The 15,772-nt window shown below is 56.1% G+C and carries 9 protein-coding genes; 5 read left to right on the top strand and 4 right to left on the bottom strand.

Annotation, left to right across the window (positions count from 1 at the left end; translation table 11 throughout):
* Positions 1 to 13: 13 nt before the first annotated feature.
* The gene (locus FE784_RS20350; RefSeq protein WP_139604067.1) at positions 14 to 1,234 is read left to right on the top strand and encodes a DUF6273 domain-containing protein; all 1,221 of its coding nucleotides are present in this window, start codon (positions 14 to 16) and stop codon (positions 1,232 to 1,234) included.
* A 72-nt stretch (positions 1,235 to 1,306) separates the two neighbouring features.
* Here FE784_RS20350 and FE784_RS20345 read toward each other — a convergent pair whose 3' ends face one another.
* Together FE784_RS20345 and FE784_RS20340 are read right to left on the bottom strand one after the other, a co-directional pair.
* Positions 1,307 to 2,107 carry a helix-turn-helix transcriptional regulator gene (locus FE784_RS20345; protein ID WP_139604066.1) on the bottom strand — a complete coding sequence of 267 codons (801 nt, stop codon included), beginning with the start codon at positions 2,105 to 2,107 and terminating at the stop codon, positions 1,307 to 1,309.
* A 101-nt stretch (positions 2,108 to 2,208) separates the two neighbouring features.
* Positions 2,209 to 4,851 carry a TIM-barrel domain-containing protein gene (locus FE784_RS20340; RefSeq protein WP_176706386.1) on the bottom strand — a complete coding sequence of 881 codons (2,643 nt, stop codon included), beginning with the start codon at positions 4,849 to 4,851 and terminating at the stop codon, positions 2,209 to 2,211.
* Between the two features lie 592 nt (positions 4,852 to 5,443).
* Here FE784_RS20340 and FE784_RS20335 point away from each other — a divergent pair.
* The 3 genes from FE784_RS20335 (at position 5,444) to FE784_RS20330 (ending at position 10,269) form a co-directional block, all read left to right on the top strand.
* Complete coding sequence (locus FE784_RS20335; protein WP_139604064.1) at positions 5,444 to 7,711, top strand: glycoside hydrolase family 31 protein; 2,268 nt, start codon at positions 5,444 to 5,446, stop codon at positions 7,709 to 7,711.
* Between the two features lie 6 nt (positions 7,712 to 7,717).
* Positions 7,718 to 8,122 carry a hypothetical protein gene (locus tag FE784_RS41020; RefSeq protein WP_176706385.1) on the top strand — a complete coding sequence of 135 codons (405 nt, stop codon included), beginning with the start codon at positions 7,718 to 7,720 and terminating at the stop codon, positions 8,120 to 8,122.
* A gap of 824 nt (positions 8,123 to 8,946) precedes the next feature.
* The gene (locus FE784_RS20330; RefSeq protein WP_139604063.1) at positions 8,947 to 10,269 is read left to right on the top strand and encodes an ABC transporter substrate-binding protein; all 1,323 of its coding nucleotides are present in this window, start codon (positions 8,947 to 8,949) and stop codon (positions 10,267 to 10,269) included.
* Positions 10,270 to 10,399: 130 nt separating this feature from the next.
* On the opposite strand, the gene FE784_RS20325 is transcribed toward FE784_RS20330, so the two are convergent.
* Both FE784_RS20325 and FE784_RS20320 read right to left on the bottom strand, forming a co-directional pair.
* Positions 10,400 to 10,945: an HXXEE domain-containing protein gene (locus FE784_RS20325; RefSeq protein WP_342779121.1), complete on the bottom strand. Its 546-nt coding sequence runs from the start codon at positions 10,943 to 10,945 to the stop codon at positions 10,400 to 10,402.
* Between the two features lie 10 nt (positions 10,946 to 10,955).
* Complete coding sequence (locus FE784_RS20320) at positions 10,956 to 11,546, bottom strand: TetR/AcrR family transcriptional regulator (protein WP_139604062.1); 591 nt, start codon at positions 11,544 to 11,546, stop codon at positions 10,956 to 10,958.
* A 405-nt stretch (positions 11,547 to 11,951) separates the two neighbouring features.
* On the opposite strand from FE784_RS20320, the gene FE784_RS20315 reads away from it, so the two are divergent.
* The gene (locus FE784_RS20315) at positions 11,952 to 15,692 is read left to right on the top strand and encodes a hypothetical protein (RefSeq protein ID WP_139604061.1); all 3,741 of its coding nucleotides are present in this window, start codon (positions 11,952 to 11,954) and stop codon (positions 15,690 to 15,692) included.
* Positions 15,693 to 15,772: the final 80 nt, after the last annotated feature.

Below are 15,772 nucleotides of genomic sequence, written 5' to 3'. Positions count from 1 at the left end.
AGGAGTGACGGCTATGCCGCAAAAGAAACGATGGTTATCGCTCGCTCTGGCAACCGCTCTTATGACCTCTACATGGGGCGGAGTACAAGCGCAAAACGTCGATCCCGGCGGACTATCGGAAGGTCAATATGTGAAGTTCGGCAAATACCGGGGGGAATCGATCGTTTGGAAGGTAGTCGGACAAGATGCCGACGGAAGCAGCCTGCTGCTCTCGGAACGAATCGTCTCTCTCAAGCCTTTCGATGCGATCGGGGACCAAGTCGACTACGACGGAGACGGTACGGCCGATACGGCCGATGACTCGCGCGCCGGCTTCGGCAGCAATTATTGGGAGAAATCGACCATACGCGAATGGCTGAACAGCGAAGCGGAGACGGTGCCCTATACGCACCAGCCGCCGGACAACAATCATGTACTCGGGTTTTACAACAATTTCGAAAGGGAGTCCGGATTCCTGCATGACTTCACTTCCGCGGAAAAAGAAGCGATTCAACCCGTCATCCATAAAGTACTGCTCTCCGATCGGGACCAGGGACAAAAAGACGGGGGCACCGAAAAGCATGCATGGAGCTCCGCCCCTTCTCTCGCCGAGCAAAACGGCGAGCAGGCTTACTATAAAAATGTGACGGATACCGTATTTGTGCCAAGCATCAGCGAGCTGTCCCGCTTCCTGATCGCTAAAGGCGAGACCCATGCAAAAAAACCGACCTTGCAGGCAATCGGCCAATCGGAGCTGAAAATTCCGGCGGCTTTGCAACCGGAAAGCAACTGGTCCTATTGGCTGCGTGATGCGTATGCCGACAGCTCCTATGGGGTCAGGGTCGTATACGGCAACGAAAACATATTGGCCGCCAACGCTGGCAGCGGGGCAGTCGGGGTTGTTCCCGCGTTGAAGCTGAAGCGCAGCCCGCTTATTACCGGAGGCTCCGGATCGATAACGGATCCGCTGGTCATCGCCGGCATTACCCCGGTTAGCGGGGTAACATTGGATCGTCAAGTTATTTCGTTAAAAGGGCATCATTCGGCCAAGCTGGAGGCCGCCATAATTCCGGAAAATGCGACAAACCGATCCCTGATCTGGCATTCAACCGATCCCGAGGTAGCCGTAGTGAGCGCTGATGGGGAAATACAGGCAATACGGAAAGGAAGCGCCTATGTCATCGTGAAGACAGGGGATGGCGGGTTTACCGCTGAGGCACGGGTGGAAGTGAACCAGCCGGAGAAGAAACCGTAATGGCGTAAGACCTCGTATCCGCGCCTTCCCGGCAAACGATACGAGGTCTTATTTTGCTTTTTTGCAGCGCGATTATCTCGAAAGCCGATATTGCTTCGGCGACATCCCGAAACGCATGCGGAAAGCGCGGCAAAAATACGGATAGTTCCGGAATCCGGCCAATTCCGCGATCCGTTCCAGCGACAGGCTGCTGTACAGGATGTACTCGCACGCCATGGACATCCGAATCTCAATACAGTAATCCATCATCGATTGGCCGAAAGTAGCCTTAAAGAGATGACAGGCTCTGGAAACGCTTAAGCCGGCGTTTCTGGAAATGATCTCGAGAGTGAGCGGCTTCGTTGCGTTTTTCTCGATATATTGCTTCATGATGTACGCAATAAATGCTTCTTTCCCTTCCTTCTCTTTAGCCGTTTCGTTTACAGCCTGCTCGATGGAAAGGCATAATGCCCAAGCCAAAGAATTGAGCAGGTCCGAGCGCTTCCCGGGACGCTTTCGTTTTTCGGAGACGATATGTCTCCATAGATTGATGAGTCCATCGTCAAAGGAGATGTTAACTTTTGTGGGGAACGATCCGCGTCTCCACCATTCGTCGATTTTATGGCCGGTGCAGACGAAATAAATATCGGCGCTGATCGAGCGTTTGCCTCCTTTGCGGGGTTCGATCTGCAATTCGTAGGCTTCGCCCGGTCCATACAACAGCAAATCGCCGGGAACGATAGGCGTAAACTGGTCATTTATCCATGCCATGCAGCCGCCTTCCAGCTGTAGACGAAACAAATAAAAATTCAAGCCCTTCTTGAAGTTGGCGTAATAGGGCTCGGAATGTCTGGAGTATCCTGCATAGAGCAGGCTGGCTTCCGATGAATGCATCGCTTGCACCCCCTTTTTTGGCCGAAAGTACGGAAAGGAGCGGTCTTGTTTGTCGGACGTCAGGAAGGCCGCCTATCCTGATGGACCGGCAGCCTTATCCGCTAGCGGGCAGGACCGGGAGCTTTCAATTTACCCGGAGTCATTCCCCAATATTTGCGGAATACGCGAATAAAGTGGCTGGAGTCCGTAAACCCGAGAGAGTCCGCAACATCTCCGATTTTGTGTTCGGCGAGCAGCATTTGCTTGGCCCGCTCCATCTTTTTGTCGAGCACGTATGCGGAGAAGGGGATGCCCATCTCCCGCTTGAACAGCCGGCTCAGGTGCGAGGAGTTCACGTGCAGCCGTTCCGCGACCAGATGCAGCGTCAGCTCCCGGTCCAAGCCTTCGTCGACTTGGGCAATCACTTGCCGGATCAGCTTGTTCGTGGACGACGCCTTGGGCGAGGGGGGAAGACCTGCCGTCCGTTTCGCCATGGGGCGGCCGATGTCGTCCGAATCGTAACCTACCTCGATACGGACGGGATGCTGCTTGCCGGGATCCTCTTGGACGGTCAAGCGGATGAGCGACGACGCTCGGTCAAACTGCCAACTGTCCGTCATTCGGGAGTCCCCGGCATCATCGGGATGAAGAGCAAGCGGCGCCCCATTCAGCAGCAGCTCGGACGGCTCCGCATCCGCGTGGATCGACAGCTCGTACATCCGCTTCTCCGGCATACCCGCATATTGGCCGCATCGCGGTTCAATGCGGATTGCCAACCGAGACCCCTCCGACCGGAAGCCGATTTTCGTTACAGCTACTTTGTGCTCCAAGTAATCGTAAGTGATGCCGTCGTCCTCGTATAGCGTATACTCGTTCGATCCTTGCGGATAAACTTGTAGGCCGATCAGCTCCGGGGAGCCTTGCCCGAGATGGCTCATTTCCGGCCATACGGGGATAATGGCTCCCGCACGGATGAACAAGGGACCGCCGGCATGCGAAGGAACGCGGCAAGCGAGCTCCTGCGGACCGGTATGGCGTTCGCCCGTCCAATAGTCGATCCAGACGCCTGCCGGCAAATAAACGTTTTCCGTCAAGCCGACCAGCAAAGCGTCGCCGAGCATGTATTGTTCGAGCAGTCCGTCCGACCGGGGATCGTCGGGGAACATCAGCCTCATGGCCCGCATGACGGGCATACCGGTTCTGGCCGCGGCGTGTGCGGCGGAGTACAAATACGGAATCATCCGGTAGCGCAGCTTCGCGTACGCGCGAAACATTTGCAGCAGGCCCGGATCGAGCAGACTGGGGTGCTGCCAATACGCCCAACTGTTCACTTGGGACAACGTCTGCAGAAATCCGAAATGAATGCCGGCGGGCGCATGCACCTCCATGTCGGTCAAGGCGTTAACGTTCCCCGACATATTCTGGTTCAGCAATTCGATCAGGTTCACATATTGATAGCCGGTCCATGTGGCGGCATACTTCTGAACTCCCGTATACCCCTTCATGGAGTAGATCATCGCGCGGCGTCCCGTTTGACCGGAATAACCGCGATGCATTTGCCTGCAGAGCAGAAGATGGTACAGGTGGTGCGTCTCCTCGGCACTCATGCCGTTCGCCCATTGCTTGTCCGGATAGTTCTCGTAGGCATACCCCTCCAGCTTGAACGCCGATACGCCCTGCTCGACGAATTTCTCCAGATGGCCGTACCAGATCTCCTCTGCTCCGGGAGGCGGGGATGAGGCCTCCGTTTCCATTGCCGTCTCCGGCCTAATTCCGACCTCCGGTCTCGTCCCCGTTGTCGCAACTATGTGCCGATCCTCCTCGAAGGCCGCGTCGTAATTGCAGCACAGCCACAAGCTCAGCTTGAAGCCCATCCGCTGCAGCGCGCCCATGAACGTGCGGGGGCCTTTCGGATCCCAGCTCGGCACGGCGAAGCGTTCGGGGTGCCAGGTTTTGCCCGTGGAGTAATCGCGCATCGTCCCCATCCATCCGGGCTCCAGGCCGATCATGTCGCAAGGAATGCCTTCCCGGCGAAAGTTGAGTCCGTCCTCGATCACGTCGCGCGCGGTGGCATACTGATTGCTTATAAAGGTCAGTCCATACGCCCAGATCGGCAGCACGGCCGGCCTGCCCGTCAAGTTCGTGAAGCGGTCCAGAAGCGTATCGCAGCCTTCTCCCGCAATCAAATAATAATCGTATTCGCTCTCTTGCCCGCCGAAAGAAAGCCGGTCGCTTATCGAACAGCCGATGTCGATCGTATGCGGCCGTGTCGTGTTGACGAGAATCGCCCATCCCCGGCTGCTCATCAGGAAAGGGACCGGCACCCGGCTGGCGTCATTCAACTGTCTTATGTCGCAGCGAAGGCCGCGCAGCTGGGTACGATCCTTTACCGTATCGCCGAGTCCATAAAATTTCTCCTCCTCCGTCATCCGCAGACCGACTTCGTAGCCGTCCGCCGTGCCGCAGCGGGGAGGCGCCGCGCTGCTGGTCAATAGAGTCCCGTCCGCGCGCGACAATACGAGCGTTCCGTCTAGCTTGTCGACGTCCAGCATCGCCTGGCGCGTCTTCAGAAGGACACGGTGCCCGAGCTGCTCGGCTTCGCATGCCGCTCCGCCGCCGCTTTCGGATATGAAGCCGTAGCGGACGAGAGGAGGCTCGGGGAAATCGGGGGAATAGCCCGCCCGTACCCGGAACGTATGCCCGGCAACGGCCTGGATGCGGACAAAGAGGCCGTCCGGAAGCGCGAAATGGATCGTAGAGGACAAGGCAGGAGCACCTCCCATAAAATGAACAGCGAAGAAGGAACGTTAGAAGCGAAGCTGCGGAAAAAACTATAATTCGCGTACAGAAGCGCGTGTATCGCATCGGTGAAGGCTTGGCCGCCTTGGCCGGCGCTTGGCTTGCGAGACAGCGAATCCATCAAATAGCGGAACTGGCGTATGTTATGGACCTGAATACCCGTGTCCACAGCCTAATAACGGAAAACCGTTCCACTCCTCCGCTGTTCACGATCAATTTCACCCGAAAAGATTGAATGAACGGCAGCCTGTTCCGTTATATTCGGGAGTGCAACGGAATTCAAGACAATAACGGAATACGGTTCCTCTATTTCCGGGTTGTATGCGGATTATGCTGTCGTAGAAAAAAGGAGCACCGCAGGAAAGCGATTCTGCGGGAATGCGGTACCACGAGAAATCAAAGTCAAACCGTTCGTTCGGTGAAGTGCATTCATTTTACCATGAAATCTCAAAAGAAGTCATCAGAATACCATATTCCCGCAATCGATCGACATAGGTTCGGCGGGCGATGTTCTATACAATGAAGGGGAACCGTAAATAGAGGGGGAGATGGAGCCGGATGAATGAAAGATGGGTGGATGTCCCGCTGCTAGGCGGAGACACCCTGAGGGTGGAGCCGGTAAACGGGCATACGTTCCGCATACGTCGGCGGGCGGATTCCCGGTTTCCCGAGGCGGCTTTGAACAAGTACGACATCGTCAGAAAAGAATGGCCGCCGGTGCGATTCGAATGCGAGGAGAACGGGGAGACGGTGACCGTCCAGACCGGCTTCGCCCTCGTCACGGTGAGCAAACGGGACGGCCGGATCGTGTTCCGCGACGAACGGGGTCAGGTGCTGCTGCGGGAAACGGAGCGGCCGGCTTCGCCATCCGGGACGGGATTTGCCGCGGAGTTCGAGCTGACCGGGGACGAGAAGCTGTACGGTCTTGGAGACGAGTCCAGACATCTGCTGCAAAAGCGCGGCCATCGGGCCAAAATGTGGGTGAAAAACGTCGACTGCTACTCGCCGATCCCGTTTCTGTACAGCAATAAAGGCTGGGGGCTGTTCCTGAACACGACCTGGCGTCATTTCTTCGATTTGGGCCATCAGAAGCCCGATCGCTGGAAGCTGTTCGCGAAGCGCGGCGAGCTGGACTATTATTTGATAGCGGGATCGGATTACGGGCAGCTTCTCGACCGCTACACCGATATTACCGGCAAGCCCCAGCTGCTGCCGCTATGGGCATACGGATTGACCTTCGTGTGCAATCAGCAGGCCAACGCCCGCGAAATGCTGGACGATGCGATGAGCTTCCGCCGGGAAGGCATCCCTTGCGACCTGATCGGCCTGGAGCCGGGCTGGATGGAGAAACATTACGATTATTCGGTCGACAAAAAATGGCATCCCGAACGGTTCTATGTTCCCGGCTGGGCCCGGACGGGGCCGCAGACGTTCGTCGGCGCGCTGGAGCGGCTCGGCTTCAAGCTCAGCCTGTGGCTGTGCAGCGATTACGACGTGACGTACCAGGCGGAGAAGCTGGCGGGGCAAGAGGCGAGGGCCGGAGGAAGCGACGGAGCCTCCGACGACTACAATGCCGACGATTTCGAGCAAGACATGCGCGCGCACGCTCCCGTCTATATGGACGGGCTGACGAAGCGCGACGAGCCGTGGTTCCGGCATTTGACGGCATTCGTCGATCAAGGGGTCAAGGCGTTCAAAATGGACGGAGCGCGGCAAGTGAACGAGCATCCCGACCGCAAATGGGGCAACGGCATGGATGACGAGGAGCTGCACAATGCGTACCCGGTGCTGCTCAACAAGCAGATGCACGACGGCTTCCGCGAGCATACGGGACTGAGGCCGATGGTGTACTCGTCCGGCGGCTATGCGGGCATCCAGCAGTATGCGGCGACATGGGCGGGGGATACGGGAGGCGGACCGAAGCCGCTCATCTCGATGCTGAACCACGGCATGGCCGGACATGCGAACGCCAGCTGCGACATGGACGTGTTCACCCCGGAAGGCATCCATTTCGGCTTCCTGCAGCCTTGGTCGCAGGTCAACAGCTGGGCGTACTGGCGTCATCCGTGGCTGCTCGGAGACAACCTGCTGCCGATGTTCAAGACGTATGCGAAGCTGCGTTACCGGCTGCTGCCGTATATTTACTCCGCCGCCCACGTTGCCGCGCGAACCGCCATGCCGATCATCCGGGCCATGCCGCTCGCTTATCCCGACGATCCGCAATCCGACGGACTTACGCAGCAATATATGCTGGGCGATTATTTGCTGGTGGCGGCCTTTACGAATGACGTCCATCTTCCCGAGGGAGTATGGATCGATTATTGGAGCGGAGAGCGCTTCGTCGGACCGGCCGACATCAAGGCGAACATACCGGACGATCGCGGCGGACCGTTGTTCATAAAGGCGGGCGCAATCATCCCGGAATGGCCGGAGATGGATTACGTCGGACAGAAGCCGCTCGACACGATCGGCCTGCACTTTTATCCGCACGGGAAGAGCGAATTTGCGCTGTATGAGGATGACGGTACGACATGCCAATATGTCGATGGAAGGTTAGCGCTAACCTCGATTTCCTCGGAAAATAGCGGGAACGAAATCCGCATTCGCATCGGCGTCAGGGAGGGCCGGTACGAGGGGATGCCGGAACGGCGCTCGTACGAGATCAGCATTCACGCGGACGGCGAGCCTTCCGAGGTGACGGTGAACGGCGAACGGCTGCAGCCGAACGAGCAGTGGCAGTATACGGACGGCACGATCACGCTTAAGGTCGATGAGGATGCGGCCGGAGCGCGGCCGCTGGACATTCGCTGTATCATCGCCAAATAAGCGGGGTTGGGTGAGCGAGGTACGGCAGGTAGAAGGCGACGGAAAGACGGAAAGACGGAAAGACGGAAAGACGGAAAGACGGAAAGACGGAAAGACGGAAAGACGGAAAGACGGAAAGACGGAAAGACGGAAAGACGGAAAGACGGAAAGACGGAAAGACGGAAAGACGGAAAGACAGAAAGACAGAAAGAAGGAAAGACGGAAAGACAGAAGGACAGAAAGACAGAAAGACAGAAAGACAGAAGGACAGAAAGACAGAAAGCAATAAAGGGTAGGGAAGTGCAAGGAAGGCACAAGGAAGGCACAAGGAAGGCACAAGGAAGGCACAAGGAAGGCACAAGGAAGGTAAGGAAGAAAGAAAGCATGGAAGATATGGAAGAAGTGGAGTGGATCGGGAACAAGGCAGCGTGAGGCAAAGCAGGATAGGGCGATAAAAGTTCATGCAGGCCTCACCTTTGACCTCGTTCGAGGGCGTGGAGAAGGGGCGGATTGCGTCAGGGCAGGGGCCCGCCCAGATCCCGCACAGGATGCGCGGGGCCCGAGGGCATATGCCGTCAGATACTACCATCTACTGCCGCATTACGACAAATGTTTACAGATACTGCCGACCACTGCCATTAACTGCCAGATACTTCAGTCCTGCGTCTCCGATCAGAACGTCTCCTTCACGCAAGGAAAGCGCTACCCTTCAGAGTCCGGTGATCGGGTCGTATCAGCTGGAAAAAATGCAGTTAATTTTAGTGGAAACAACCAACGTTCCTAGTTAGCTGGAAATTGTCCATTTATTTTCGCCCATTGTTTGCCGGAACACCGTTTGGCGGGGAAATAGATGTATGTTTTCCATCTATATTAACAAAATTATCCTTTTCTCTATATTTAGCTGTATCTTTTCTGGTTGTTGAAAAAGTCAAGATTTGTCATACAAAAAGAGGTGGGGGAAATGCGCGGAAAGCGAAGCGGTTGATTTTAAAATCGTGTTGTAACCACCTAAAATCTTAAAACAACATGATTTTAACGGATGTGGAGCGCATTCCCCCACCTCTTGTCTCCGGCGCTTCCTCTCTTTGCAGACTTTTTCATCAGCCTCATCTTTTCCAGTTAAGTTGTAACAAAGGCAGATTGAGCCGTGCTTTTGTAGGCCACGTTTCCTTGCCCGCCGAACCGCAGCAGCGAAGCTGTTGACCGGACTTATTGGGAGCGCGGCAAAAAACTAAAATCGATATGGGGGAACAGATATGTGGAAAAAAGCTTTTGTAATGTTGTGTATGACCGTTCCGGTTCTCGCCGCCTGCGGCGGTAAAGACGCCGGCGGACCGGCCGGGTCAAACGCAGAGAGCGGGTCCGGCCAACCTCCGAAAGCGGCCGCCAAAGAGCCGGTCGAGCTTACGTTCTCGTTGTATTCCGCCACGATGGAGGAGTTCGAGAAATTTTACGTCGTTCCGCTCAAAGAGAAGTTTCCGCACATCACCTTGAAAGGAATCCGCCCGGAGAAAGGAGCCTACATCGAGGACTTGCTTGCGGCGGGAACGCCTCCCGACGTGTTCGTCGGATCGAAGGGGGCGCTCCCGAACCAATTGAACGCGCTCAGCTTGACGGAGGACATCGCTCCGCTGATCAAGAGCAACAGCTACGACGTATCCCGGCTCGATCCGATTACGATCGAGATCATGCAGAAGGCGGCTAACGGCAAAATCGTCGGATTGCCCTTGAATATGACTGTAAACGCTTTATATTACAACAAAGACTTATTTGACAAGTTCGGTGTCGCTTATCCGAAGGACGGCATGAGCTGGGATGACATGTACGAGATCGCCAAGAAGCTCACCCGCTTCGAGCAAGGCGTCCAATACCGCGGCTTCAGCGACCGCTGGGGGGACACGTTTTTCGCCGCCAATCCGTTCGAGCTGCCTTATCTCGATCCGAAGGAGGAGAAGTCGACATTCCAACACGACGACTGGAAAAAAATCGCCGGCAACTGGCTGCGCTTCTATACGCTGCCCGGGCTGAAATTCGATCTGAAGACGGCTTTCAAGGAAGAAGACCGGAAAGTATTCCAGACGGGCCTATCCGGGATGACGATCATGGCATTGAATACCCCGCAGTGGGAATTTGCCTGGGACATCGTGTCGGTTCCGTCCTATAAGGAGAAGCCGGGCGTCGGACTGCAGGCGAACGCGCGGTACAACTTCATCATGAAGGGCAGCAAAAAGCAGCAGGCCGCCTTTGAAGTAGCGGCATATATGACGTCGGAGGAGTATCAGTTGAAGATGGCGAAGGATGGGCTGTTTCCCGTGCTGACCGACGAGAAATTCAAGAAGGCTTACATGGAGAACGACCCGCTCTACAAGGGCAAGAACATCAAAGCGTTTTATTCCGTCAAATTCGCTCCGGAGCCTCAGGGGCGGGCGCCGGGGCTCGTTAACAATGTGAACGCCCAGGATAAATACTTGCTGCCCGAGATGATGAAGGTGCTCGCGGAAAATAAAGATATGAACAGTGCCTTGAGAGACGCGCACGAAGGTGCGATGAAGGGGCTGGCCGAAGCGAAGTCCAGATAAGACGCCGCCGTGTATGACGGGACCATGACGGGCACAGGCCACGGCTGCTTGTGCCAGACCCACGAATACGAGAGCTTCGAAATGGAACATAGTGTACGGAGGCTGGAAAGGGAGCGCGGCGGCTGCGGCATCAGGAGATGCTGTGCCGCCGTCTTCCTTTCAACAGCAGCATCAGTGCAACCGGAACGAGAACGATCACAATCGACAAGCTTGCGAGGATATCCCCCGAATCGATGATTTGCTCCGAGAGCAGACGGTAGTAGGCGTATGCGGAGTAAGGCAGAACAAGCGCGATCGCAGTGATGACGCCGGGCGTATACGATTTCAAATAAAGCGACTGGCCGGCATGCGTGAATACGTGCAGGAAGAAAACGGCAAGCGCCGCCAAATAAGGCAAGTAGAAGGAAAAGAACACCGCGGCCGCAGTCGCGGCGACGATTACGGTATACACCCACAGCACATCGGCGGCGAATTGCCGCGTGTTCATCCGGAAGGAGGAGGCGTACAGCTGGCGGGCCAAGGAGGGCAATGTCCGCATGATCCGCTCGCCGTTTGTCCGGCTCCAATGCTCTACGGTCAATATTTCCTCGAAGTCGTGAAACAAGAACAAGACGGGAAAGAGCCATAGCAGGCTGAGAAGATGAATATGGGCATTCAACAGATCCAATAGTATCAAGGTTACACCCCTATCCGCCGATTCGATGATGATTCAATATGCCGCGCAAAAAAAGCTTGCCGGCCTGACGGCCCAATTGCTCCGCATCCTTCTCCCCGGTCATGATATAGCGGTAGACGAGCCGCTCTACCGAAGCGACCACCGATTCGGCGACCAGCGTCGGTTCCACCTCCGGTCGTACGATGGCTAGCGACTGGTTGTTCGCCATATTGTCGGCAATCCGGCTGACGATTCGATCCCGCAGCAGCTCCCCCCGGTCCGTCCCTTGGAGAGCGATTCGCGTCAAATTCGTATTGTCGCCCAATAGCCGGAATAGACCGGCGAACGTCCGGATGACGTGGTCTTCGATCTCGCCTCCGGGCAGCTCGCCGACGTGGCGTCCGGCGTCCGTGAATAGGTCAAGCCTCCGCTCGAACGTATCCAGCAGCTCCGTAACCATCTCCTCCTTGCTTTTGAAATACAAGTAGAAGGCCGCCTGAGTCAGACCGGCGTGGGCGACGATTTGACTGACGGTCGTCGCGTGAATGCCTTTGCGCGCAAACAGCTCCTCCGCGGAAGCGATCAGCCTGCTTCGGCTCGCCTCTCCCTTGGTCGAGACCATACGATCACCTCTTTGCCAATAAATAACTAACTAATTAGTTATTATTGTAAAACGGATGCCGTAAAGAGTAAAGAAAAAATGTCAAACATCGGGAAGCAATCTTTTGACAGCATGACGATTGTCACCTATAATAGGGTACATATACCGCACCTATACCATATTTTGAGCAACAAATTCAGCGGAAAGGAGGGGGCGGTGCCGTAAGTAAAATACAATGTAAGCGGAATCATCGGGGGGCGATTGAAGGCTCGAAGCTGTCCGGCCCGGGTTTGCCAACCAAACCATTTCAGAAAGAGGAGTCCCATGATCAGAAGAAGAGTAAAGGTACTTGCGACCATTTGCTTCGCTTTGGCGTTTGCAAGCGTTCTAAGCTGGTACATCGGGACAACTAGGGGAGAGGATCCAGTGAATACCGAAGCTCGCGGTACCGCTGACGAAGCGGCGGCGCCTGAACGCGACAAAAGCGCGGTCCGACCGACGAATGGCGTCCCCCCTGCGTTCGATCTTCCCGTTCGAACGTTGAAGCGGGAAACAAGTCTGGACAGCTTGACGATCATCGTGCCCGATCACCCGGATTGGCGTAAAGCGGGAGAGGCTATCGCGGGGAGAATAGTCGCCAAATGGGGCAGCAAAGTCAAGCTGGAAAGCGCCGCCCGGCTGCCTGACGCTTGGTCGGGGAATACGATCCTGGTCGGCAATCTGGGCAATAACGGGTATTTGAGCAAGCTGTATGCGATGAAGTACACATACGCCGATGCGATATACCCCGGTAAAGGCGGCTACCAGTTGCAGACGCTGATCAATCCGTTCGGCCTCGAAAGCAATACCGTCATTTTGGCGGCAAGCGATTTGGCCGGGCTGCGGAAAGGACAGGGCAGGCTGCTCGACCTGCTAGAGTCGTCTCCGGAACCCCGGCTGCGCTGGCTGAACGAAGCCGTCGTATCGAGCGAATTATCCGCGGTATTGAAGCCCTTGTCCGCCACGGACACGCTATTGGCGAAGCTCGACCCGGCTGCAAGAAGCTTTCGCGCAACGTTGACCGTTTTATCCGATGCCGGACTTATCGGCGAAAACTATTTTTTGACGGGCAGCGAGGCGGCAGGCGCGCAATACAAAAAAATAATGCTCGGCTTTGCGGATTTCCTCAACCGGTATCCCAAAGAAGCGAAGGCCCACCTGAAACAGCGGGAAAATATATGGACGGCGGGGCATTCGTTTTTTGCAGCATGGTATGTAAACGAGCCTTCGCCTATATTTACCGACGAGGAGCGCAAGCGTATCGTATCCGCGGTGTATGTAGTGCTCGACGCCAACGGCAACGACGGCTACATTCCGAGGCATTCGCAGAAATTCGCGCGGAACAATCATGAAACGTATCCCGCCTTTTCGCTCATGACCGGGGCTTTTTATTTCCGCAGCCATTATCCCGGGCTTCTGCCGGAAGTCGATAGCTGGTACGCGATCGGGGAGCAAATGTTTACCAACAATACGGCTGTCATTTCGCGTGATGACGGTTCCGACTACATGATGCATGTGCCGATTACGACGCTGGACTATGCGCTGATGACGGGAGACCGGCGCTTTCTTCGTGAGGGTATGCGAGCCAGCGCCGATCTGCAAGCGATCATGATCGACAATCTCGGCGTGATGGTCGGGGGCGGCGATGTCGTTCCCTTCGGCAGAAGCAGCGCTTATCATTGGGGGCATTCGGCGATTCTGAATGCGGCCGCTTGGTTTTACGGCGATCCTTCTTACCGATTGCTGCTGGAGCGTACCCGAAGCGGGCCGTTTCCGAATCAGGCGATGGGAGATTTGATCCGCCCGCTTCATCGCTACGCGACGGACATGGCGCAGGGGGAAACGGCGGCATCCGCGCGAACCTCGCTTGTGTCGGGCTATCCGGTCGATTCGGGCGTATACGGGGATCTGGCGAAAGAAATGAAAGAGGACATCAACGTGCCGCAGTCGGAATCGTTCCACAAACTGGGGTTCCGCCAAGGATACGGTCCGGAAGACTCGTATTTGCTGATCGACGGTACGGGGGCGGGCGCGCACAATCACCATGACGCCAACACGTTTCTCCGTTACACCGATAAAGGCCGCATCTTTATCGACGCCCGCGATTATATCGAGCGGGGACCGGAGCATAAGAACGGCATCGTCGTCGTCAAGGACGGCGTGCAGGAAATGAAGCCGAAGCTGGCGAGAGTGGATTGGCTTGGCGATGCCGACGGTATGGCCGTCAGCCTGACAACGCTGCCCGACAATAACGGCACCGACTGGCAGCGTGCCGTCATCAGTCCGGGAGGACGCTTCTATCTCATCTACGACCAAATCGACTTCAAGCAAGACGGCAGCTATGTGCTGGAGAACGTATGGCAAACGCTCGGGAACGCATCGGTCAAAGCCGACCGCTTCGAGGTCGAGCAGCAAGGCGTGACGATGACTCTGCAAAGCATGGACGATTCCGAGCTGCGGACTTACGACCGATACGGCCATTTTCAACAATACTATAACCGCAAGACGCCTTACTTTTATGCCAAGGAGGAGAACGTTCTCCGCGAGGTGAAGGAAGAGCGGGCTTACCGGGCAGGGGAATCGTTCCGGTTCGTCAATGTGCTGTCCAGCTCCACAACGGACGGGGCCACGGCGGAAGCGGAGCGAATCGACGATCATACGATGCGCATCCGGGAGGAGGGCGACGAATGGCTGGCCTTATGGGGCCGGTCGGCCGATACCGGGGAATTCCGTTCGGACGGCGGGCTTTATATGATGAACGGCCGTGAATTGACGGTTGCCGGTACGACCCGCGTCGAATTCGGCGCGCTTTCCTTGAGCTTCGTTCAGCCCGTCCTGTTCAAGCTGGATGCCGAACGCAAGACGTGGAAGGCGTTTGCGGTCGCAAAAGGGCTGGTCCAATACGACGGGCAAGGGAATCCCCTCACGGAAGGGATCGTCCAGGAAGGGACGCATGAGCTGGATCGGGAAGCCGTCCGACGGTTGAAGGAACAGCTGGAGATGAAGAGATCCGCTCCGATCCACAAAAGGACGTTTACGCCCGATAAGAGCCCGGAAGGATGGGAGAAACGGATCTCGTTTGACGAAGCGGTAAGCGGCTCCGCATTGGGCGATCTGGACGGGGATGGGATCGAAGAGCTCGTCGTCGGGGGCGTCAACGGGAAAGTTCGAGCTTTCCGCCATAGCGGGGAGACGCTATGGACTTATGAAAGCCGTGGCCGGGTTAACGAAGTGACGGTGCAGCAGCTAGACGGGAAGCCGGTAGTGACGGTGGCAAGCGAGAACTGGAACGTCCATATTCTCGAAGCCGACGGCAGCGTCAAATGGACGAAGCTCGTGACCACGACCCAAACGCCTTCTCACGGGAATTTGATCGGAGTGACCAACATCCGCATCGCTTATGTCGACGGCCAAGAGGAAGACCCGTGGATCATGGTCGGCACCTCGTTCAATAACTTGATCGGATTGGACCGCAGCGGCAAGCAAGTATATAGCGAAGAGGCTTACTATTACGGCATCGAGGATATGCAGTTTGCCGATTTTGGCGGGAATGGCAAGCATATGGGCATATTGGGGATGGAATACGTGTATCCCGCGATATTCAAGGAGAAAGCTCCCATTCTGAGAGCCGTTCGAGATACGGGCCCCGGCTGGAAGGCCGTGAGGACGTTCCCGGCTTATAAGAACGGACCCGCCGCGGCAGTCTTGGGCTCGAAGGAGAATCGGGTGCATTTGGCCCGATTCCAGGACAACACGCTGAAAGACGTTTGGATGATCAACGTGGGCGGAGAAGTGAACGATATTCAAGTGAACGATTTCAAAGGAGACGGCAAAACGGAAATCATAGCCGGCTCGGGCGGTCATCAAATGTATGCGCTGGATGAGGACGGTCGGGTGAGCTGGAGAGCGTCGATCGGCGACCGCGTGCTGAAAGTGAACGCGCTGAGGGCGGACGGCGGGGTCCGTTATATGGCCGGAGCAGATAACGGCAAGCTCGTTACGCTTACTTCCGACGGCTCGATGGAAAGCGCGACCCGCTTTTCTTCAGACATTGCCGACATTCTCGTCAACGACAAGCTGGACCAAGCATGGGTCATTTTACGCAACGGTGAAGTATATGTTCGGTAGGGAAATTGGAAAAAGTCGATTGTTTCAGCTTTCCAATCGAACATCGTTGTCGTATAATGGGTACATGTGGGTAACATGTA

The sequence above is a fragment of the Paenibacillus hemerocallicola genome, assembly GCF_006265175.1.
Lineage (GTDB): Bacteria > Bacillota > Bacilli > Paenibacillales > NBRC-103111 > Paenibacillus_AB > Paenibacillus_AB hemerocallicola.
This window is presented reverse-complemented; position numbering and strand designations above follow the sequence as displayed.